This is a genomic window from Paenibacillus harenae DSM 16969, assembly GCF_000422465.1.
Lineage (GTDB): Bacteria > Bacillota > Bacilli > Paenibacillales > Paenibacillaceae > Pristimantibacillus > Pristimantibacillus harenae.
This window is the reverse complement of the sequence record NZ_KE383846.1, coordinates 135,175-156,785: the sequence shown is the minus strand read 5'-3', so window position 1 is coordinate 156,785 and position 21,611 is coordinate 135,175. Positions and strand designations below refer to the sequence as shown.

Genomic DNA, 21,611 nt, shown 5'->3' with positions numbered 1-21,611 from the left:
TTAATGGAACGTGTAAAGTGCGATTGCGGTCATGTTAACCCTCACGGAACAATTCTTTGTGAATCATGCGGAAAACACATGAGTGGAAATTTTTCGGAAAAGTCGGTTGATATGCGTTATGAAGGAAGTGCAAGACGTTCACAAACGTATAATAAAACACCGCTGGATAAGGTTTGGAACTTTTTCTCATCCGTAAAAGTAGGGATCTGGATTATTGTTCTCATTTTAATAGCCTCTGCGATTGGAACAATTTTTCCTCAGCAGATGTATATTCCTTCAAATGTAGCACATGAACAATTTTATCGGGATCAATATGGCTTTTTCGGTCAAGTATTCTATCAATTAGGTTTTAATAATCTATATGGGTCATGGTGGTATTTTCTATTATTGGCTGCTCTGGGAATATCGCTTGTTACCGCAAGTTTGGACCGGGTTATTCCATTATATCGCGCTTTGAAAAATCAAGGGATTACACGCAGGGAAAGCTTCATGCGCAGGCAACGTCTTTTCGGAGAATCAAGAGTGAAAGAGGATCTTGATGAACAGATCGTTTCGGTCATATCCAAATTAAAGAAAAGACGTTACTGCGTTCGGGAAGAAAATGGAAACTTCCTGGCTGAGAAAAATCGTTTCTCAAGATGGGGACCCTATGTAAATCATGTTGGCCTTATTATATTCCTTATTGGAGGAATGCTCCGGTTTATTCCTGGGATGTATGTGGACGAAATGCTTTGGATTCGCGACGGTGAAACGAGTGTTATTCCAGGAACCAACGGAAAATATTATATTAGAAGCGACAAGTTTATGATGGAAACTTATCAAAAGGATCAAGAGAATCAAGTATTTGCAAATACGCTTTCGCGAGTCGGGGATGGAAATATGGTTAAAAATTATCAAACGAATGTGACCTTATATGAACGGAAAGGTGAAAGCATTCTTGGAGAGACACCCGAGCTCGTAAAGGTGAAAGATGAGCAAATCAAAGTGAACCAGCCTTTATTTCATGATTCATATGCGGTTTACCAGGTTTCCTATAAATTAAATGAACTAAATAAAATGGCCTTTCGTTTAGTAGATAAAGAGACGGAAGAAAGCTTTGGCCAGATTAAGATAGATTTGTTAAACCCAGAGAAGGAGTATGATCTGGGCAAGGGATATAAAGTTGAAATTTTAGAGTATTTTCCAAATTTCTATTTTGATCGTCAAGGTCAGCCGGCAACCCAATCACAAGTTCCTGATAATCCGGCTTTTGTGTTTAACATGATATCGCCTGAACACCCGGACGGGGAAAGAAGCTTTGTTGCTATTCAAAGAACAATGGAACTAAGCGAAGATAATCAATTGAATATGAAATTTGAAAACGCTGAAATGAAAAATGTATCAGCCCTTACCGTTCGTAAAGACAATACGTTATGGTTTCTTGGATTGGGAGGAGCCATTTTCATGATTGGAGTTATACAAGGGATGTACTGGAATCATCGTAGAATTTGGATCAGAAGAAGCAATGACGCCCTATTAATTGCTGGCCATACTAATAAAAATTGGTATGGTATCGGAAATGAAATAAACCATATTTTAAAAGCAACCGGCTTACAAGAATTAACGGATCAAACAAACCAGGATAAGCGAAACTAGGGCAGAGGGAGGGGGAAAATGATCGCTTTAAGCAGTAACTTGCTTTATACAGCGTTTTTTCTATATTTAATATCTACCTTTCTGTTTGGAGGAGCTATTCGCGACCGGAGAAAACAATACGAAAAACCAAATAAATGGGCTGCAATCGCAATAAGTGTGACCATGCTAGGCTTTGTTACACATCTGGGTTATTTTATCACAAGATGGCTGGCTTCCGGACATGCACCGGTGAGTAATATGTTCGAGTTTGTTACAGCTTTTTCTATGATGTTTGTGTTGGGATTCATCATCCTTTATTTTTTGTATAAGGTGTCTATCTTGGGTTTATTCACTTTGCCGATTACCTTATTAATGATTTCCTATGGAAGCTTGTTCCCGACAGATGTTTCTCCATTAATTCCAGCATTGCAATCGGATTGGCTTGCTATACATGTAACAACAACGGCATTAGGTTCCGCTATTTTAGCAAGCAGTTTTATCGCAGGTATCATTTATTTACTTCGTTCTGTCGACCAGACCAAACAATCAAAGAAAACCTTTTGGCTTGAGGTTATCATGTACATGATCATGACAATACTTGCTTTTGTAGTGTTCACAAGCATTTATAGAGGATTGGATTATGAAGTCGTCTACAATTGGATCGATAAAAATGATCAAGAGGCTGAGATGACTTATCATCTCCCTTCACTTGTAGGACCTAATCAAGGTGAATTGCTAACCAAAGGTAAAATGGATGCTTTTGTCGAGGTGCCGGCTATTATCGATGCTGGAAAACTGAATACAGTCATCTGGTCTGCTATTGCGGCTCTGCTTTTATATGGAGGACTAAGACTCCTTCTAAGAAAAAGAATTTCTGCAGCTCTTCAACCGTTAACGAAGAACATTAAGCTTGATATGGTTGATGAAATTGGATATAGATCGGTTGCAATTGGATTTCCGATATTTACATTGGGCGCACTCGTTTTCGCGATGATTTGGGCTCAAATTGCTTGGACACGTTATTGGGGATGGGACCCTAAGGAAGTATGGGCACTCATTACATGGTTATTTTATGCTGCATATTTACATTTACGGCTGTCTAAAGGTTGGAGTGGTGAAAGATCGGCATGGCTTGGAGTCATTGGTTTTGGAATCATTATTTTCAACCTGGTTTTTGTTAATTTGATTATCGCCGGATTGCATTCTTACGCCTGATAAATAAGGAGATGATTTTATGAAACGAAAACAAACATCGCGTTTCATTAGCCTGCTTCTGGTAATCGTTCTGATTGTCTGTATGACTCCCACTGCTTTCGCGGCAGACTATAACGATACGGCAGAAAACGCATGGTATCATACCGCCGTAGACTATGTGACCAATAGAAACCTGATGGCCGGCACTGGCAGAGGAAACTTCGAGCCGGAAACCTCTATGACCCGCGCAATGCTTGTTACGATACTGCACCGCATCGAAGGTTCTCCAGAAGTATCAGGCAACGGCGGCTTTTCCGATGTCCCCGATGGCAACTACTACACCACCGCCGTAGCATGGGCGGAAGCAAATCAGATCGTTAACGGTGTGGAAGACGGCAGATTTGCGCCGCACAGCCGTATCACCCGTCAGGAATTCGCCTCCATACTGTACCGTTATGCCAATGCAAAGGGATATGACACTTCAGCTTATGCCACATTTGACGGGTATTCCGACGCATCACAGATCCACTCCTATGCAGAAACTGCCATGCACTGGGCGGTAGGCAGTCAGATCCTTCGGGGCAGCAGCAACAGTCTGACGCCCTCTGGCTCCGCAACCCGTGGCCAGGCTGCGGCCTTGTTTATGCGCTTTATGGAAAACATTGCGAAGGAAGAACCTGCTGAACCAACTATTCCTGCGTTACCCGAGGAGGGAATGATTACCATGGATATCACAGTCGGTAATAAAACTTTCACTGCAAAGATGTATGATAATGAAACAACAAAGGCATTGATTGCACAGTTGCCGATGACAGTCAATATGTCTGAACTGAACGGATTAGAGAAATTCTATGATTTACCGAGTGATCTGCCTGCTGAATCAACAGAAAGGCCGGCATCGATCCACGCAGGTGAAATTATGATCTGGTCCTCCAACACCTTGGTGCTTTTTTATAATACGTTTTCCAATTCAAACGTATACGTTAAAGTCGGATATATAGAGGACATCTCCGGTCTTGCATCGGCACTTGGGACAGGTAGCGTTAAGGTTACATTTTCCGTCAGTCAGTGATAATTGTATAATGAAAATTGAAAAAATCGATTAAGTGGGCGGAGGAACAAACGATATGAGAAAAATATTATCAGTGGCTCTTGCTTTGGCGTTGATTTTCACTTCTGCAGCTTGTGGTGTAATTAACAGTGAGGGCTCTACTCCTGACACAGCTAGCCCCGATGAAGTACAAGAGGAGAACAGTCAAAATTCTATGGAAAACATTGCGAAGGAAGAACCTGCTGAACCAACTGTTCCTGCGTTACCCACGGAGGGAATGATTACCATGGATATCACAGTCGGTAATACAACTTTCACTGCAAAGATGGATGATAATGAAACAACAGAGGCATTGATTGCACAGTTGCCGATGACAGTCAATATGTCTGAACTGAACGGATTAGAGAAATTCTATGATTTACCGAGTGATCTGCCTGCTGAATCAACAGAAAGGCCGGCATCGATCCACGCAGGTGAAATTATGATTTGGTCCTCCAACACCTTGGTGCTTTTTTATAATACGTTTTCCAATTCAAACGAATATGTTAAAGTCGGATATATAGAGGACATCTCCGGTCTTGCATCGGCACTTGGGACAGGTAGCGTTCAGGTTACATTTTCCGTCAGTGACAGATGAAGAACAAAAAGACTAGATTTATTCTTCGCTTGAGTCTGTTGCTTATTATGATTTCAGCCATAACTTACACGCTTTATCAACATTTCTTTACTGAAAGAAACCGGATTCAGGTTGGCGATCAAGCACCTGATTTTATACTTGAAGATATGGAAGGAAATAAAGTTCAGCTATCAGACTTAAAGGGGAAAGGCGTTTTTTTGAATTTCTGGGGAACATGGTGTGAACCATGCGAGAAGGAAATGCCTTTCATGGAGAGACAATATAATCAATATAAAAATCTTGGTTTAGAAATACTAGCTGTTAATGTTGGGGAAAGTGACGTTGCCATTGAATCTTTTGTTAAAAAGCATGGACTCACATTTACCGTTCTAAAAGATAAAGATCGAGCAGTTACTGAAGCTTACGATATTACTCCAATTCCGACTTCATTCTTAATCGATAATAATGGGAAGGTTCTAAAGATAATAACCGGTTCTATGACTGAAAGGGATATAGCAAATGATATGGAATTAATAAAACCATAAAAATGAAATCAAGAGCAGGACCGGAACCAATAATTCATGAATTACAGGAGGCACACTATGATTACAGCTAATGCACGCGCTACATTCAGTCCAGAAGGTCCGTTCAAACTGACCACGATAGAACGCAGGGAACTTGAACCGCATGATGTACTCATTGAGATTAAATACGCTGGTATTTGTCACTCTGACATCCATACAGCTCGCGGCGAGTGGGGACCGGTAAACTACCCTCTCGTTCCAGGGCACGAGATTGCCGGAATTGTCACTCAGGTTGGTTCTGAAGTTACAAAGTATGCCGTTGGCGATCGAGTAGGGGTGGGCTGCATGGTTGACTCCTGCAGGGAGTGCGATAACTGCCGTAAGGGAGTGGAGCAGTACTGTCTTGGTGGAAATACGGGTACCTATGCAGCTGTCGACAGGTACGGGCAATATACGCAAGGTGGTTATTCCACCCACATCGTCGTAACTGAAGATTTCGTGGTCAGAATCCCTGACGGCATTGAGCTTGACGTCGCCGCTCCGCTCTTGTGTGCCGGCATCACAACGTACTCGCCGCTGCGCCATTGGGGTGCTGCTCCGGGCAAGAAGGTAGCTGTTGTTGGACTTGGCGGGCTTGGACACATGGCTGTGAAGCTCGCTCATGCCATGGGGGCAGAGGTTACCGTTTTATCACAAACTTTGAAGAAGAAAGAAGACAGTTTGTGGCTTGGCGCGGACCATTATTATGCCACGAGCGATTCAGAGACTTTTAAGAAATTGGCTGGTTCGTTCGACCTCATCGTGAATACAGTGAGCGCGAAGCTCGATATTAATGCCTACCTTTCGTTACTGGCGGTGGACGGTACATTGGTCAACGTCGGTGCGCCAGCGGAGCCGTTGTCAGTTCAAGTATTCTCACTTATCATGCATCGTCGATCGTTTGCTGGATCGATGATCGGTGGAATTCGCGAAACGCAGGAAATGCTTGACTTTTGCGCTGAACACCGCATTGCTCCCGAGATCGAGGTTATTTCCGCCAACCAGATTGATGAAGCCTGGGAGCGCGTACTAGCTTCTGATGTCCGATATCGATTTGTGATCGACATCAGCACGATGGCGAGTGAATAACAAGTAATCCTAGCAAAACATTAGGGGCACGCCTATACCGGGGGCAGGAAAGATAAATGGAGTTTATTAACGGCTAATGCCATATAGACGCTTCCTTCATTGCGGGGGAAGCTATTTGGCTTATTTCATGCAAATGGAGCAGCTGCCCTTGGCAAGCTGCTCCATCACTTCGTGATTGTAAATGATGCCGCTCATATATTTCTCTCCAACAATTCCCCCAACTGTTTCGCTAAAACTTCATGAGGAATAGGTCTTTCATTCCTCAGCCACCATTCAACGATACCTTCGTAAGCAGAGGCAATAAATCTGACTATAACCTCTTCGTCGATACCCTGATTTTTGCCTTGCGTTACATCTACCTCAATTCTAAACTCTTCGATCAGAAAGTTAAGATATCGGTTCTGGAAGTAAGGGGCTCCTCCTTTACTCGCTAACATGGTTGAAAAGAATGAATAATTACGATCCAAGTATTCCGTACAGAGAAGTGTCGAATCAATAAAATCCATTTCGGCTGCCGATAAGCAAATCGCTCGAAGTTCTTCGATGTGGGTTTCGATAAGTTTATCAAGCAAATCATACTTATCCATGTAATGAAGATAGATCGTGCCGCGACTTACATTCGCCCGGTCGGAAAGGTCCTGGATCGTAATATCGTCAAAATTTTTTTCATCCATTAATTCAATGACGGCTTTCTTTAATGCTTGTTGAGATTTAAGTATTCTTCTATCAACCTTCGGCATGAATGGGTCACCGTGCTTTCTATAAAATTATTAAACAGTAATCGCGTATTCGTCTATTAGTTGACGAAACTCACCTAATTAACCATTGTATGCACTCTGTATCCGTCTATAATTATAGACAGAAGTACAATAATACATCAAGGCTTTTTATTGGTTTAATGTTTAACTGCACTATGAGGAGGAAGAGAACAAACCGACAACATATGAACGATCAGACAAAGGTGAAGATAATTGAGCTATAAGCGTAATTTCTATATTAATTGCTATAGATGAAAGTGAAACGGCGATGGTTCGAAAAGGCAACATATTTGGGAGCTCATGTAGGCGAAAGGGCAATCCCGATGCCTTGATTATTTTTTATAGAAAGGGTGGATGGATAAGATGAGGTTACACGATACTAAAGTGGCTCTTGTTACAGGCGCGAATCGCGGAATTGGATATGAGTTGGTCAAACAGCTGGCTTTGAATGATTTTAAGGTTATATTGGCAAGTCGGGATCCAAATAAAGGTGAAGATGCTGCTCAAAAACTTAAGGAGTCGGGGTTAGATGTCTCGTTCGTCAGGATAGATGTCGACGATCAAGAAAGTATCCGTCAAGCAGCGATTGCAGTGGATCGGAAGTTTGGAAAGATAGACGTTTTGATTAATAACGCCGGCATGTATGGGGATGAGAATGAAAATTTTTTGACGACGGCCCCCTCCATACTAGAGAAAACGATGTCAACGAACTTCTTCGGCGCTTATTACGTCATTCATTTTTTTATTCCGCTTATGGAAAAGCATGGCTATGGGAGAATTATTAATGTTTCTTCGGACTATGGAGCGATGAGTCAATTGTCGAGGCAAGGAGCGGGCGCATATAAGTTATCTAAACTTGCTCTTAATGGATTGACGCGATTGGCAGCTGCACACGTTCATGGAGATATTAAAATAAATGCTGTCGATCCGGGATGGGTAAGTACGGACATGGGAGGACCGAATGCTCCGCGAACACCAATGCAAGCCGCGGAATCAATCCTTTGGTTGGCGACAATCGGACCTGATGGTCCTAATGGCGGCTTTTTTAGGGATGGAAAAAGAAGTGATTGGTAACGATCGAATCGAAAAATATTATTGATTTAAAGTATAGCGAGACCAACAAGGAGGAATTGATGATGTCGGATAATAAAGTTTGGTTTATTACGGGTGCCGGGCGTGGAATGGGTGTCGATTTCGCCAAAGCTGCCTTGGCTGCAGGTCACAAGGTCGTTGCCACGGGACGCAATGTCGAAATTGTGTCGAAAGCCGTTGGCGAGGATAAAAATCTGCTTGTGGTCAAACTGGATGTCACAGTCCCTTCCGACGCAGGAGATGCTGTCAATGCTGCGATGAAGCGATTCGGCACAATCGATGTTCTCGTTAATAACGCCGCGAACTTCTATGGAGGTTATTTCGAGGAGCTGACCCCGGACCAAATCGAGCGACAGCTCGAAGTAGCCCTCATCGGCCCGATGAATGTGACACGAGCGGTTCTGCCAATCATGCGGAAACAGCGCTCCGGTCATATTTTCTCGATCTCGTCAGGCGCGGGCCTTTCCGGATTTGAGTTTACTTCCGCCTACGCTGCGTCGAAGTTCGCCCTCGAGGGGTGGATGGAGTCTTTGCAACCCGAGGTTGCCCCGTTCGGCATTCATACTACCATTGTCAACCCTGGTTTTTTCCGCACGGAGCTTCTTACGAAAGCATCGTCGACCTATGCCGAGCCGTCAATCGAGGACTATGCAGCTCGCAGTGCTACTCATATGGAATTTTATCATAACCAGAACGGCCAACAGACCGGCGATCCGGAGAAGCTTGCCAAGGCTCTCTTAATGATTGCTGAAGAAGCGAAGCCGCCGCGCCGCTTCATCGCCGGCGCTGACGCGATCGGCATTGCAGAGCAAAAAATATCAGACCTCAAAGAGCAGATCAGCGCTTACCGCGAAATCTCGACATCTATGGCATATGACGTGCAAAATTAGATACATCATCTGGAGGTAGTCGAAACTTATTCGAAATAAGGAGGTTAGTACGAAATGAATCATGTTGTAACAAAACCAACTATTATGTTCGCACTTATATTAGCAACGTTCTCTGCGCTTGGTCCATTTACCGTCGACATGTATCTTTCGTCACTTCCTAAAATCACAGACTTTTTTGGAACAAATGCGTCCATGGTTCAGGCAAGTTTAACCGCAAGCTTGTTGGGTTTAGGTTTGGGTCCGATCGTAATGGGGCCTCTAAGCGATGTTCATGGCAGACGCAACCCTTTGCTGATCTCCATGATCCTGTATGTCCTTACCTCTGTCGGTTGCGCTTTTGCACCTAATATTGAAGTTTTTATTGCTCTGCGATTCATACAAGGTTTTGTCGCTTCTGCCGGGCTCGTTATTTCCCGCGCGATCGTACGTGATACGTATAGCGGAATTGAAATGACGAAGTTTGTTTCACTGCTAACGATGATTAGCAATATCGCTCCGTTAATCTCTCCTGTTGCAGGAAGCGCCGTTACGTCTTATACCTCATGGATCGGCGTGTTTTTCTTTCTAGGAATTCTAGGGGTATTTTTATTAGCGGTGACAAAATGGGGTGTGCAGGAAACCTTACCCGCAGAGCAACGCGTTTCGAGCAACCTTTTGGAAATACTGAGAAACTACAGGTCGTTACTTAAAGACCGTAATTTTATGGGTTATGCACTTGTTAATGGAATAATGTTCGCAGGAGTGTTTGCCTATGTAGCTGGAACGCCATTTATTTACCAAAATATATATGGTGTTTCCCCAATGATGTTTTCAATCTTGTTTGCCCTCAATGGAGCTGCAATCATGTTAGGATCTCAGATCGTAAAACTTCTTGCGGGTCGGATGACCGATCAGCGTATTTTGATGATGGGGTTAGCTTTAGGTGTTCTTTCAACCGGTACCGTTATGACGGTCGTCTTTTCTCAAGGACCGTTGATTGCCATGGTTTCTTCGCTCTTTATATTTGCTATAGCCATTGGAATAATCGGGCCGGTTACTTTTTCATTGGCCATGGAATCGCAAGGACACATTGCAGGCAGTGCTTCCGCGGTATTAGGGGTCATGCCGTTTTTATTAGGCGCATTCGCTTCGCCGATTGTAGGCATCGCGGGTGAATATTCAGCGGTACCATTCGGAGTCCTTCTATTTGCGACAAGCTTGGCATCCGTCCTTGCTTACTTCGTGCTCGTTAAACGTTCTGAAAGAGCCGTTTATCCGGAGACGAGTCATTGAAAAAATAGATTAACACTTTGGAGGGTGCAAACGAAAGGGGCAGACAAATATGTTGCTTATATGTATGTATGACGCTGGCTTGACCAGAGGCGTAAGCAGCGAGAATGAGCGTTTTGGAAGAAGGACTATCTACTGAGGATTCCGGCAATAGGCAACAAGGTCCCGAAGAGATGTTTTGCCGACAAGATAAATAAGGTTAACACCTGCTAGATTATGAAGCTAACGGAGGACTATTGATTAATGATCCAGGGAGCAGTTTGCCGCAGATATGCTCCCCTTACGGTAGACAGGTGAAATAATAAAACCTGCTACTGAAAGGGGAGCTTTTTGGATATTTCAGAAACAGCGTCAGAGCTATAACGTATACTGGAATCCTTAATCGCTGTGAACAATCTATCCAGTCACGTCTGTTTCCTTTTTTGATTAACGAACTAGGATGGGTCTTGGTTTTTATATCGATGAAGCATCTGTTAACATCGCGTGAAACCGTTCCACTTCCTCACGGAGCCAGATCGTTCTCTCCCAGGAGTCGATGATGGCAAGCGTTTTTCGTGTTAGCTGCAATGCTTCGGCGTTATTCCTTTTACGATGCATCAATTGCGCCATGCCATATTGATAATAGATAAGCTCGATCTGATTGGCTTTCGATTTATTATAAAGCAATCGATCAAACGCCGATTCCGCTTTCTCATACTCGCCGCATTTGACATAAGCTATTCCCAAATTAAAGTAGGCTTCTATCGTTTTTTCGCCGCCATATGACTTACTGACCTCGTTTGCCTGTTCATAACAATGTATGGCATTCCTAAACTCGCCATTTTGCAAACAAAGATCACCTCGAATCAGCAATAAGCGATGTTTTATCAAGGGCGTACAATAGACATCGCGCGATTCATCGAGAATCTCCGCGACCTTCTCCCGCTGGTCCGTTTTCAAATAATATTTCGCTTTGAAAGCGAGTCCCAGCCCCTTTAAATCCTGAACCTCCGGATCGGATGGATCAAGGTCCTCCAATATCCGGAGGCCGGCTTCGATACGACGCAGCCCTTCATCCAGCAATCCGATTTCGATCAATGCCCAGCCGACCGTATCGATTAAAAACAATGAGCTGAGCGTTTCTTTATTAAATAATAACGCGGCGCGCGCGGCTTTAAGCCCATACTCAATCCGCAGCGGCAGATTAACCCGGCTTAGGAAATGGCTTAGCCGCAGCATCAATTGGATCAGCAGTTCCGAATGCTCCCCGGCGCTTGCCCACTCCATCAGCTTGGCTATATTCGGCCATTCCCGTTTAACGTTTTCAAGATCGCGCCCCAGAAGGCAATTCCAATAAGGCGCCTCCGGTTTATCCCGTTTTAGATAGGTGTCCAAATAATCAATGTAATATTGACTCCACCTTTGTCTGGCTTCCGATTCAAACGTTTTGTTCTCGGACAAATATTGCTCTCCATACGCCAATACGGTCTGATGAGCCCGATAATGCAAATGTCCCTCTACTCTTTCCGTCTCGATCAGGGCACAGCCGCGCAATTGTTCCATTGCCAGAAAAAAACGCCGCCCATCCAAACCTGCCGCGGCCCCCCAGCTCTCCTCCGAGGCCGGCCTGCCGAAGAAGCAGAGTACTTGCCACAAACGTCTGGCATCATCGGTGCAGCGTTCCCAAGTACGGCCGAACAGATACTCGAATAATGCCGACAACGAATAACCGGCTTTCCCTATATCCGCGATAAGCTGTCTGATTGGAATATCGTCTTCCGTCATATGGGCGACGCTAAGCGCGATTGCTTTCGGGTTCCCTGCGGTTGCATCAATCAGCTGCAAATGAACTTCAACCGATTCGGCTAACAGCTGTTCCAGCTTTGCCTTCCTACGAGGCACGCTGCTTAATCGGATGTGATGTTGTACCTCTGAAGCCAGGTAATCCAATGCCTCAGAATGCAGCAGGCCATCCAATTGGATCGTGTAAATCTCTTTCCCTGCGAGTGCCTCGATTTGCTGCTGATTCTCCCGGGCCGTTAATAATACTTTGACGCCTTGCGGGAGATTGACGATGAATTCGCTTATTCCATAGTCTGCCGTGTCTATGCTGTCGATAATCAGAAGTACGGGCATTTTATCAGAATAGGAGGACAGAGCATTTCGAACCACAAACCATTTCTCGTTGAGGGATTTGCTAAGAAGTTCTACCCGTCCGAGTTGGTAAGCGATTATATCGAGGAAATCACCGAAATTTAAACTCTTTAAATCTGCGCTTATCCAAATAACGCAAGCAATGGGTGGCCACTCCAGGTCTTCCGAAGCAGCTTCGCCGTGCGGTGCTCCCACGCATGCGTAAGCTGATTCAAGCGCAATCGTGGTTTTCCCCATACCTCCCCAGCCTGAGATTAAACATACGGGTGACGGCGAAGTCAACCAATGTCCAATCGCTTCCAACTCATGTTTGCGGCCAACGAATGATTCCGACCACCGCGTCGGTAAGTTGTGCAGTACTGCAGGTACATCAGGTACAGCAGGTTTCTGCAGTTGAGATATTCCATCAAACAGTCTAGTCTTAACCGCTTCAATTTCCTGATCCGATGGCGCTCCGAATTCATCATCCCTCAATAGTTTCGCTTTCGATAGGCAAGACGCGACCCAAACCGACAGAGGGGGATCAATAACGGGAATGGAGGTCGTCGTTAGAAGCTCGGTGAACCAAACGGCATCCATCCCGCTTTTTTCAATAATCAGCCAAACGATGCCGAACAGCTTGCCGTCCTCGATCCGGCTCGGTATATACTTTACGCCCATCTGACCCATCCAGCTTTTAATGGTATTAGAGGAAATGCCAAGCTGATAGGCGATTTTATCTATATAGGACTCGGAAGAGAATTGTCCCGAGGGAAGCGTTTCTCGTTTTTTTCTTTTTGTTTTATAGTCGGGATGCTGCTTCAATGCGGTAATGCCTAACGTCAACAGTTCCGCAAATCTTTCTTTATCCTCAAGTTCCGCCACTTTTTCGCACCTCCTGCATTTGGCATATCACTCTATTTTAGTGTAAAAATCGTCTCTTTGTATATGGAAAGCTTAGTTGTACAGCGGCGCTGTATGATTATACAGTTCAAATAGATAGATATCGGAAGAGGGCAATGCTTATAATTTGGGCAAGGAAAACATAAAAAACGCAAATGAATCCCCTTATATTATCCATTTAGGAGGTAAATTTATACGACACTAGATGCCGCTGCTTTGCTTATTGCCGGCGGGACTGTGCGTGATGAGGATTATAAGGAAGCAAAAGAAATAAAAACATTCAATTGGTAAAGAAGGGATTTGGTCACGTTGTCGACTAATCAACTGCCACCAACGATGAAAGCTGCAGTCATGCGCGGTACCCGGAAAATTCAAATCGAAGAATACCCGGTTCCGCCAATCGGTCCGGATGAGGTTTTGATTAAAGTAATGGCAGTCGGGATTTGCGGATCGGATTTACATTATTACTCCCACGGCCGAATCGGTAAATACGTGGTCGACAAACCATTTATTCTTGGACATGAATGTTCCGGAGACATTGCGGCAATCGGTTCGAATGTGCAGCGTTTCCAAGTAGGCGACCGTGTGGCAGTCGAACCAGGCGTAACTTGCGGACGCTGCGACGCGTGCAAGGAAGGCCGGTATAATCTCTGTCCGGATGTTGAGTTTCTGGCGACGCCCCCATTTGACGGCGCATTTGTGCAATACATTAAAATCCGTGAAGACTTCGTTTTCTCCATTCCGGATCATCTTTCCTATGAAGAAGCTGCATTAGTTGAGCCTTTTTCGGTCGGGATACATGCAGCCGCACGCACCGGACTGCAGCCAGGATCCACGGTCGCCATTATGGGAATGGGGCCAGTCGGTTTGATGGCTGTAGCTGCGGCTAAAGCTTATGGGGCAGCGACCATTATCGTGACAGATCTCGAGCCGCTGCGGCTTGAGGCGGCTAAGCAAATGGGTGCCAGTCACATCATTAACATCCGTGAACAGGACCCGCTTGAGGAAATTAAGACGATTACGAACGGCAAAGGCGTCGATGTCGCATGGGAAACGGCCGGTAATCCGACGGCGCTTCAATCCGCACTGGGATCGCTTCGCCGCGGCGGCAAGCTCGCAATCGTAGGTTTGCCGGCCCAAGACGAAATTCCGTTGAATGTGCCTTTTATTGCAGATAACGAAGTCGATATCTACGGCATCTTCCGTTATGCCAATACGTACCCGAAAGGCATAAACTTCTTGTCTTCCGGAATAGTCGACGCAAACAAGCTGATCACCGACAAATTTGCGCTTGAACAAACCCAGGAAGCCATGGAGCGTGCGCTTAACCAGAAGAGTGAATGCTTGAAAATCGTGGTTTATCCTAACGGCTTGCTCTAATTTGTTCGTTCAAAGCGAAAGCTATGGCAGCATAATCAATACGCCTAAACCCTATTGGAGCGGTTTCAATGTGGTTGATTTTACGAAGCGGCATTTAGATGTGCCGGTCGGATTTGACACGGACGTCAATGCCGCGGCTTTAGGCGAAGCGACATGGGGAGCGGCAAAAGGTCTGGGCAGCTGCTTATACATGACTGTCGGAACCGGAATCGGTGCCGGCGCAATCGTAGAAGGGCGGCTTTTACATGGCTTAACCCATCCGGAAATGGGACACATTATCGTTCGCCGGCATCCAAACGATACCTACGAGGGCAGCTGTCCTTTTCACAAAGACTGTCTGGAAGGGCTTGCCTCGGGGCCGGCGATCGAAGACCGGTGGAAGTTGAAAGCCTTCGATCTGGGAGCAGCGCATTTCGCTTGGGAGTTGGAAGCCTATTATCTGGCTCAAGCGTTAGCCAATTTCATTCTCATACTTTCTCCGGAGAAGATTATCTTAGGGGGAGGCGTGATGAAGCAGACGCAGATATATCCGCTTATCCATCAACGACTGAATAAATTATTAAACGGATATATTAATCATCCGGCTCTAGCCAAAGGAAATGCCAATTATATCGTACAACCGGCGCTTGGGGATAATGCCGGGCTTGCCGGCGCTTTAGCCTTGGCTGACAGGGTTTTACAAGGATAAGAAAACAACCGGTTTTAATGGCTCATTGTCCGGCAAGTCATAAGAAATGCCGGACAATTTTGACATATAAGAAAAATGAGGAGGGGTTGTTTCAATGAAAAAGATTGTATCGCTGTTCGCATTGCTATCATTAGTTTTTGTATTGGTTTTAAGCGGGTGTGGTTCGGAAGGTGCAAATAAAGAGCAAGAGAGCGGTAATAATGGAGCTCAAAATGCCGGCAATCGTACAGACGGTGATAAGAAAAAAGAAAATGTGACATTAAGAATAGCAACTGTAAACAATCCGGATATGATGGTTATGAAGGAAATGTCCAGTGCATTCACGAAAGAAACCGGCATTCATCTAGAATTCGTCGTTCTTCCTGAAAATGACCTTCGGGAAAAAGTTACGACGGATGTAGCTATGCAGGCAGGTATGTTCGACATCGTTACCATCGGCACCTACGATGCGTCGATCTGGGCGAAAAATGAATGGATTGAACCCCTGGCGCCAATGATGGATAAGATGTCCGATCAAGAGAAAAGCGATTACGATGTAGAAGACATTTTCCCTTCCATCCGCGACGCTCTCTCTTATGAGAATAATTTGTATGCGCTTCCTTTCTATGGGGAAAGCAGCATGCTCTATTACAACAAGGAAATGCTTCAAAAAGCCGGCGTAGAGATGCCGCTGCACCCGACATGGGACCAAGTGCGCGATATTTCCAAAAAAGTAAAAGAAGCAAATAACGTACCGGGTCTCGTTCTTCGGGGTCTTCCCGGCTGGGGAGAAGTTTTGGCGCCGCTCAATACGGTAATCAACTCCTTCGGCGGATCTTGGTATGACATGGATTGGAATGCGCAGCTGACAAGCCCGGAGACAAAGAAAGCCGTTCAGTTCTATGTGGATGTGTTAAAAGAATCCGGACAACCGGGCGCAACCAGCACTGGATTCACAGAGGCGCTCACCCTTCTTTCGACAGGAAAAGCAGCCATGTGGTACGACGCAACGGTAGCTGCGGGATTCTTGAATAATCCTGAAAATTCCCAAGTAGCAGGTAAAATCGGATATGCGTTTGCGCCATCTGAGGCGAAGGACAATAACGGTTGGCTGTGGGCTTGGTCGCTAGGGATCGAAAGCGCCAGCAAGCACAAAGAAGAAGCATTCAAATTCCTAACGTGGGCAACAAGCAAACGCTATATCGAACAAGTAGGGGAATCGAAGGGATGGGTTGTAGCGCCTCCTGGTACCCGCAAATCGACTTACGATCATCCAAAATATAAAGAAGCGGCACCTTTTGCAGATATTGTATTGCAATCGATGACACAAGCCGACTACATGAAGCCGACGAAAAATCCGGTTCCTTATCAAGGTATCCAATATGTCGCTATTCCGGAATTTCAACAGCTCGGCACTTCCGTAAGTCAAGAAATTGCTGCGGCCATCGCAGGCAAAAAGTCAGTGGATGAAGCTCTGGAAAATGCTCAAAAATTAGCTGATGAAATCGCAGTTTCCGGAGGATATAAAAAGTAATCGGGCTGTTGGCGGAGGGGGGGGGGCTTCCCCCTCGCCAATTCACCGGTGGAATGGAGAACCAAATGAAATCGATTGGATTAAAATCAGCGCCGCCGCTCAAAAGGCTGCTCTGGCCGAGCATTATTCTTGTTGCGCTCGTTACGCAAATCCCGTTTATTTTGACTATTTATTACAGTTTTTTGGACTGGAATCTTATGCGGCCCGACAAGGGAGCGAAATTTGTCTGGTTTGCCAATTTCAAAGCAATTTTTATGGGGTCTGAATTTTATACGGTATTGGGGAATACGTTCATTCTAACTGCCTGTACACTTTTGTTGTGCCTGGTATTCGGACTGTGCTTAGCTTTATTGATGAATCGGGATTTTCTCGGAAAAGGATTGCTGCGGACTATATTTGTTGCTCCCTTTTTCGTCATGCCTGCCGTTGCGGGCATCGTTTGGAAAACGGCGATATTGAATCCCAATTTCGGTATAACCGCTTATTTTGCAGGAGTGTTCGGACAGGATGCGGTAGATTGGTTAGGTTCCTATCCGCTGCAAACGATAATCGCTCTGGTCTCCTGGCAGTGGATCCCTTTTTTTATGCTAATCATTCTTGCAGGACTTCAATCTGTGCCGAAGGATGCGATGGAAGCCTGTATGATCGATGGCGCATCTACCTTTCAGAGATTTATATATGTCGTCATTCCGCACTTGCTGCGTTACATCGAGGTTGCGGTGCTGCTCGGGCTTCTGTTCATTATGCAAACCTTTGGAGAGATTTATGTAACAACTTCGGGCGGGCCCGGCTATGCATCCACAAATCTCCCGTTCTATGTCTATCGTGTAGGCTTTAAAGGATGGGATATCGGCGGCGCATCGGCGATCGGTGTCGTTATCGTGATTATTACATTGATATTATTAAAGTACCTCTTCAAGTTCTTGAGGAGAACGTTCCGAGGTGAGTTATCATGAAAAAGCTGCTTGCGGTTCTATTGACGATTTTTACGTACCTGGCAGCTTTCATCTATTTTTTTCCTTTGCTGTGGATGTTTATTACCGGCTTTAAAAACGAAGGCGAAGCCGTTATCATGCCGCCCTCCCTTTTCTTCCACCCGACTCTGGACAATTACAAAATCGTTTGGGGCTCGGGAATCGGTGCATTTTTAGGCAATTCAGCTATCATTGTCGTTATATCCACACTGCTCGCTTTAATTTTGGGCGTATCCGCCGCCTATGCCTTATCCATGTTCCGTATGAAGAAAGCGGATGACATTTTGTTCTGGTTCATTTCAACAAAAATGCTTCCCGCCGTTGGCGTCATTATTCCTGTCTACATTATTTTCAAAAAACTAGGCTTATTGGATTCCCACTTGGCCCTGATCTTGCTTTATACCGCGATGAATATACCGCTCGCCGTCTGGATGATGCGTTCGTTCTTTAAAGATATTCCTTACGAATTGATTGAGTCCACCCAAGTCGACGGCGCAACAGGACTGCAAGGCTTTTTTAAAGTGACGCTTCCCTTGGTAAAGCCTGGAGTCATTTCCACTGGACTGCTTTGTTTCGTTTTTGCTTGGAACGAGTTTCTTTTTGGCGTTAGTCTTACCTACACCAATTCCTCGACAATGCCGGTATTTATGGCTTCTTTTATGACCCAAGAAGGGTTGTTCTGGGGGAAGATGTCCGCAGTAGCGACTACCGCCGTACTGCCATCGGTTATTTTGGGATGGTTTACTCAAAAGCAATTAGTACAAGGCCTTACGATGGGAGCTGTTAAAGGGTAGCCAAATCGATGGAAATATTGGAGGTACTTCCGCAATCGCGCAAATGATCATTCAGAACCATCGTCAAAACCGCAAGCAGCCACCCTCTGACAGGATGGTCGCTTGCGGTTACTTGTATTCGCTAATAGAGACTACGCTACCGAACGGCGTATTTGGTTGCGCAGTATTACAAAGCCGATTCTAGAGTTACGTGCGTTTCGATTTTTTTTTAAGGTTGCAACCTTTTAACGGATATGGCGTTTGTTGTATTAGGATCCAAATATGGAGGAGGTTTTCTTGCTTATGAAAAAATGGATGCAAGCAGCAGTTGCTTTTTTTTCCATTGTTGGAATGCTGGTATCAGGTTCATCAATCTCCGCTGCGTCGCAAAAACCAATAGTGGTTTATATTGATGGTACGCTGCAGGAGAATGTACTAACTGTGAACGGTAGGACAATGGTACAGCTAATAGCTTTTAAGGATCCCGTAAATTTAGTGTATTCCTATGAGCAGGCTACGAAAACGATAAAAATAATCAATAAAGAAATGAAAATGACCGTACGCCTTAATGTTGGATCCACAACAGCCCTGGTTAACGGTATAAGCGTCAAGCTGGATGCTCCTGTAACGATTAAAGAGGGGAGAACCTATCTGCCTCTGCGTTTTCTCTCAGAGACACTTGGGGGGTCGGTGAAATACAATAGTACGGAAAAGACCGTAATCGTGCGGACGCCATCTGGCCAGGAACGCTTCATAACACTTATGAGCGGAAATTTAGAAGATGCTCGTACAATTGCGATTCATACTCCAACCACGCTTGTGGATAAAGAAATCGTTTCAAATGGTGAAGGTTTTCATACCATTTATACTTTTCCAAAGGGAGAAGCATTGCGTTATCAGGTGCAATACAGGGGGCTAATCAAGTATATCGAAGTTAATTCGGATGGTATAGCCGTTGTAAAGTGGCAGAAGGATACGATAGGCGCAAATGGGGAAACCGGCAAGCAACCTGAGGATTTTAACGAATCGGTCTATTTCTCAAATAACTTTATGGCGGAAATACTTAACTACGGAACGATCGATATCAAAGGCGGGTATAACGAGGTTGGTATTGTATACTACAACATTCACAAAGATTTCAAGGGTATCGAGCTCATGCCAATCGAGGGAGAAACCCGGACTGACCGACACACATAAAAAACGCGCCAAGCCAAGCTAGGCACAACTTGATACAAGTTCAGCCGGGGTATGCCTAATTGAGACGGAGGAATAAATTTTGGAAATTAAGTGGTTGGAATGGGCGAAACAAATACAGGCAATAGCCCAGATAGGGCTGACGTATACAAAAGATCCATATGATATCGAACGATATGAGGATCTTAGACAAATAAGCATAGATATACTTTCTAACTATACATTAATTGAAAAGCAACAACTTAAACTTTCTTTTGCAAATGAGACGGGATATGCCACACCAAAGGTTGATATACGTGGCGTTGTTTTTAATCATAACAAAATACTTCTGGTAAGAGAAAAAATAGACGGAGCCTGGGCACTTCCAGGGGGTTGGGCGGATATTGGATATTCACCCGCCGAAGTTGCAATAAAAGAGATTAAGGAGGAATCGGGATTTGTGGTTACTCCTGTTCGGCTTCTGGCCGTTTTGGATAAAAAAAATCATGATCATCCACCTGAGCCTTACCATGTATACAAGTTTTTTATAGAATGTAAAATTGTTGGCGGCGAAGCTGAAACTGGATTAGAAACAAGCGAAGTGGATTTTTTTGACGAACATAATTTGCCTGAGCTTTCACTGGAAAGAAATACATTGAAACAAGTTAAAATAATGTTTGAGTTTTTACGAGACCCGGAGAAGAAAGTGATTCTCGATTGAAAAGCAAAAAAACTGGCTTTAATTAGCCGTAGCGAAGAAGTTGGCAAATCAAAACGGGCAGTTATGCGCAATCACGCAGGTGCTGTAATGAATTGGGGTTGGCGGGGAGGGGCTGGATGTTGAACGATTCTTCGGCTATTATCGAGCAATACATGCGGAATCTGAACAGATATTCGATAGAGCAGTTGCGATTTAAAGGCAAAGAAAACGTATGGTCGGTCGGGCAAATGTATATCCATGTGATCGAAGTGGCGAAAGAGTACATCGGGCATATTGAAACATGCACCAAGGCAACATACGAAGTGCCTGAAGGCAAGACGGAAGACGGGACGAAGGCGCTTGCCGAAAAAGAGTGGCCCAATATCCGTGTGAAACTTGAGGAACCGCCCAACGCGACAAGCAACCCCGAGAGCAAGGATGAAATCATAGCTGGCCTGGAGCAGGTGCTAGAGAAGTTGGCCTACTGGGCGGTTTACGTAGATGAGGCGAATCCGGCTTGCAAGGTGCGCCATGGCTGGTTTGGCTGGCTCAACGCGCGTGATTGGTTTGAGATGGTTGGTATGCACAGCAGGCACCATTTGCGCCAGAAGGCGAAGCTGGACGAGAAACTGGCGGAGGCAGGCATAAGGTGACCTCCTTTTGCCCGCACTTTCGTTATGTTAGATGAAGCACATAGATTGGGGGATTTTCATGCCGAAACAGATCTCTGAGCAGGAAGCTCATTTGCTCGGTATTAATACTATGCATCAAGAAATGGATAATGGAGAAAGACGATTCAGGCTGGTATCTTCCGACGGTAGTTCGTATATCCGCACGGAAGCTTCAAATAATGGCGGATGGCAGAAGAGCCATTATCATAAGTCTCTTACAGAACTATATGTCGTCCAAAAAGGATGGCTAGTTTACACGGAGTATGCCTCAGATGACAAATTATTTATGAAACATTTAGAACAGGGGGAAAGCATTCTGGTAAAACCGTTTGTCCACCATAATTTGTACATGTCGGCATATACAGTCACACACGTAATAAAATATGGTGGTGGAATCGAGAATGACTGGTATCCTTCCCCCAGCTTGGACAATCTTACGATACATATACCCGAGACCGACCTTGTTCGTATGAGATTGTTATGAGAACCGCGCTGGAATTTGAAAAGGAAAATTTCTAAGTGAATAATTATTTTTCTCCCTCCCCCCTTATATCCTTGGACAGGTCCGATATTTATAATTAAAGAGGA

19 protein-coding genes and 1 pseudogene are annotated in these 21,611 nt (G+C 44.9%); 18 read left to right on the top strand and 2 right to left on the bottom strand.

Annotated features, from left to right (window positions below):
• Positions 1 to 3 precede the first annotated feature (3 nt).
• Genes resB through H581_RS0131180 form a run of 6 tightly spaced genes read left to right on the top strand, consistent with a single transcriptional unit; the run spans position 4 to position 6,127 of the window.
• Complete coding sequence (resB, locus tag H581_RS0131205) at positions 4 to 1,635, top strand: cytochrome c biogenesis protein ResB (protein ID WP_029192673.1); 1,632 nt, start codon at positions 4 to 6, stop codon at positions 1,633 to 1,635.
• Between the two features lie 18 nt (positions 1,636 to 1,653).
• Entirely contained in the window at positions 1,654 to 2,829 is a 1,176-nt protein-coding gene (ccsB, locus tag H581_RS0131200) for a c-type cytochrome biogenesis protein CcsB (protein WP_029192672.1), read from the top strand.
• Positions 2,830 to 2,848: 19 nt separating this feature from the next.
• Positions 2,849 to 3,880: a cyclophilin-like fold protein gene (locus H581_RS37545; RefSeq protein WP_084134890.1), complete on the top strand. Its 1,032-nt coding sequence runs from the start codon at positions 2,849 to 2,851 to the stop codon at positions 3,878 to 3,880.
• A gap of 55 nt (positions 3,881 to 3,935) precedes the next feature.
• Positions 3,936 to 4,496: a cyclophilin-like fold protein gene (locus H581_RS0131190; protein WP_051251502.1), complete on the top strand. Its 561-nt coding sequence runs from the start codon at positions 3,936 to 3,938 to the stop codon at positions 4,494 to 4,496.
• Positions 4,493 to 5,020, top strand: a complete 528-nt coding sequence (gene resA, locus H581_RS0131185; RefSeq protein WP_029192669.1) for a thiol-disulfide oxidoreductase ResA — start codon at positions 4,493 to 4,495, stop codon at positions 5,018 to 5,020. The genes H581_RS0131190 and resA overlap by 4 nt, the downstream gene beginning before the upstream one ends.
• Before the next feature lie 57 nt (positions 5,021 to 5,077).
• Positions 5,078 to 6,127 carry an NAD(P)-dependent alcohol dehydrogenase gene (locus tag H581_RS0131180; RefSeq protein ID WP_029192668.1) on the top strand — a complete coding sequence of 350 codons (1,050 nt, stop codon included), beginning with the start codon at positions 5,078 to 5,080 and terminating at the stop codon, positions 6,125 to 6,127.
• 191 nt (positions 6,128 to 6,318) lie between these two features.
• On the opposite strand, the gene H581_RS0131175 is transcribed toward H581_RS0131180, so the two are convergent.
• On the bottom strand, positions 6,319 to 6,867 hold the full coding sequence (locus H581_RS0131175) for a TetR/AcrR family transcriptional regulator (protein WP_029192667.1): 549 nt from the start codon (positions 6,865 to 6,867) through the stop codon (positions 6,319 to 6,321).
• A 381-nt stretch (positions 6,868 to 7,248) separates the two neighbouring features.
• Here H581_RS0131175 and H581_RS0131170 point away from each other — a divergent pair, with 381 nt between their 5' ends.
• From H581_RS0131170 to H581_RS0131160, 3 genes are read left to right on the top strand one after another with little or no spacing between them, the layout of a single operon-like run.
• Positions 7,249 to 7,959, top strand: coding sequence for an SDR family oxidoreductase (locus tag H581_RS0131170; protein WP_029192666.1), 711 nt, complete (start codon positions 7,249 to 7,251; stop codon positions 7,957 to 7,959).
• Positions 7,953 to 8,867: an SDR family NAD(P)-dependent oxidoreductase gene (locus tag H581_RS0131165; RefSeq protein ID WP_245600213.1), complete on the top strand. Its 915-nt coding sequence runs from the start codon at positions 7,953 to 7,955 to the stop codon at positions 8,865 to 8,867. Before H581_RS0131170 ends, H581_RS0131165 begins: the two co-directional genes overlap by 7 nt.
• 54 nt (positions 8,868 to 8,921) lie before the next feature.
• Entirely contained in the window at positions 8,922 to 10,139 is a 1,218-nt protein-coding gene (locus H581_RS0131160) for a multidrug effflux MFS transporter (RefSeq protein ID WP_036720701.1), read from the top strand.
• Positions 10,140 to 10,589: 450 nt separating this feature from the next.
• Here H581_RS0131160 and H581_RS0131155 read toward each other — a convergent pair whose 3' ends face one another.
• A complete protein-coding gene (locus H581_RS0131155; protein WP_029192663.1) occupies positions 10,590 to 13,133 on the bottom strand; it encodes a tetratricopeptide repeat protein in 2,544 nt (847 codons plus the stop codon).
• A 354-nt stretch (positions 13,134 to 13,487) separates the two neighbouring features.
• On the opposite strand from H581_RS0131155, the gene H581_RS0131150 reads away from it, so the two are divergent.
• The 9 genes and pseudogenes from H581_RS0131150 to H581_RS0131110 all read left to right on the top strand — a co-directional run bounded on the left by H581_RS0131150 (position 13,488) and on the right by H581_RS0131110 (position 21,507).
• Complete coding sequence (locus tag H581_RS0131150; RefSeq protein ID WP_036720804.1) at positions 13,488 to 14,531, top strand: NAD(P)-dependent alcohol dehydrogenase; 1,044 nt, start codon at positions 13,488 to 13,490, stop codon at positions 14,529 to 14,531.
• Between the two features lie 13 nt (positions 14,532 to 14,544).
• Positions 14,545 to 15,219 (top strand): annotated as a pseudogene (locus tag H581_RS36020) (ROK family protein); the annotation flags it as partial.
• A 94-nt stretch (positions 15,220 to 15,313) separates the two neighbouring features.
• Positions 15,314 to 16,732 (top strand): ABC transporter substrate-binding protein, encoded by a 1,419-nt coding sequence (locus H581_RS0131140; RefSeq protein ID WP_029192661.1) that lies wholly within the window; start codon positions 15,314 to 15,316, stop codon positions 16,730 to 16,732.
• 65 nt (positions 16,733 to 16,797) lie between these two features.
• A complete protein-coding gene (locus H581_RS36015; protein WP_169507564.1) occupies positions 16,798 to 17,688 on the top strand; it encodes a carbohydrate ABC transporter permease in 891 nt (296 codons plus the stop codon).
• The gene (locus H581_RS0131130) at positions 17,685 to 18,500 is read left to right on the top strand and encodes a carbohydrate ABC transporter permease (RefSeq protein ID WP_029192660.1); all 816 of its coding nucleotides are present in this window, start codon (positions 17,685 to 17,687) and stop codon (positions 18,498 to 18,500) included. Before H581_RS36015 ends, H581_RS0131130 begins: the two co-directional genes overlap by 4 nt.
• A 282-nt stretch (positions 18,501 to 18,782) precedes the next feature.
• On the top strand, positions 18,783 to 19,676 hold the full coding sequence (locus tag H581_RS0131125; RefSeq protein ID WP_029192659.1) for a copper amine oxidase N-terminal domain-containing protein: 894 nt from the start codon (positions 18,783 to 18,785) through the stop codon (positions 19,674 to 19,676).
• A gap of 79 nt (positions 19,677 to 19,755) precedes the next feature.
• Complete coding sequence (locus H581_RS0131120; protein WP_029192658.1) at positions 19,756 to 20,373, top strand: NUDIX hydrolase; 618 nt, start codon at positions 19,756 to 19,758, stop codon at positions 20,371 to 20,373.
• A gap of 116 nt (positions 20,374 to 20,489) precedes the next feature.
• Positions 20,490 to 21,005, top strand: coding sequence for a DinB family protein (locus H581_RS0131115; RefSeq protein ID WP_036720696.1), 516 nt, complete (start codon positions 20,490 to 20,492; stop codon positions 21,003 to 21,005).
• A gap of 58 nt (positions 21,006 to 21,063) precedes the next feature.
• The gene (locus H581_RS0131110; RefSeq protein ID WP_029192656.1) at positions 21,064 to 21,507 is read left to right on the top strand and encodes a hypothetical protein; all 444 of its coding nucleotides are present in this window, start codon (positions 21,064 to 21,066) and stop codon (positions 21,505 to 21,507) included.
• The last annotated feature ends 104 nt before the right edge of the window (positions 21,508 to 21,611 follow it).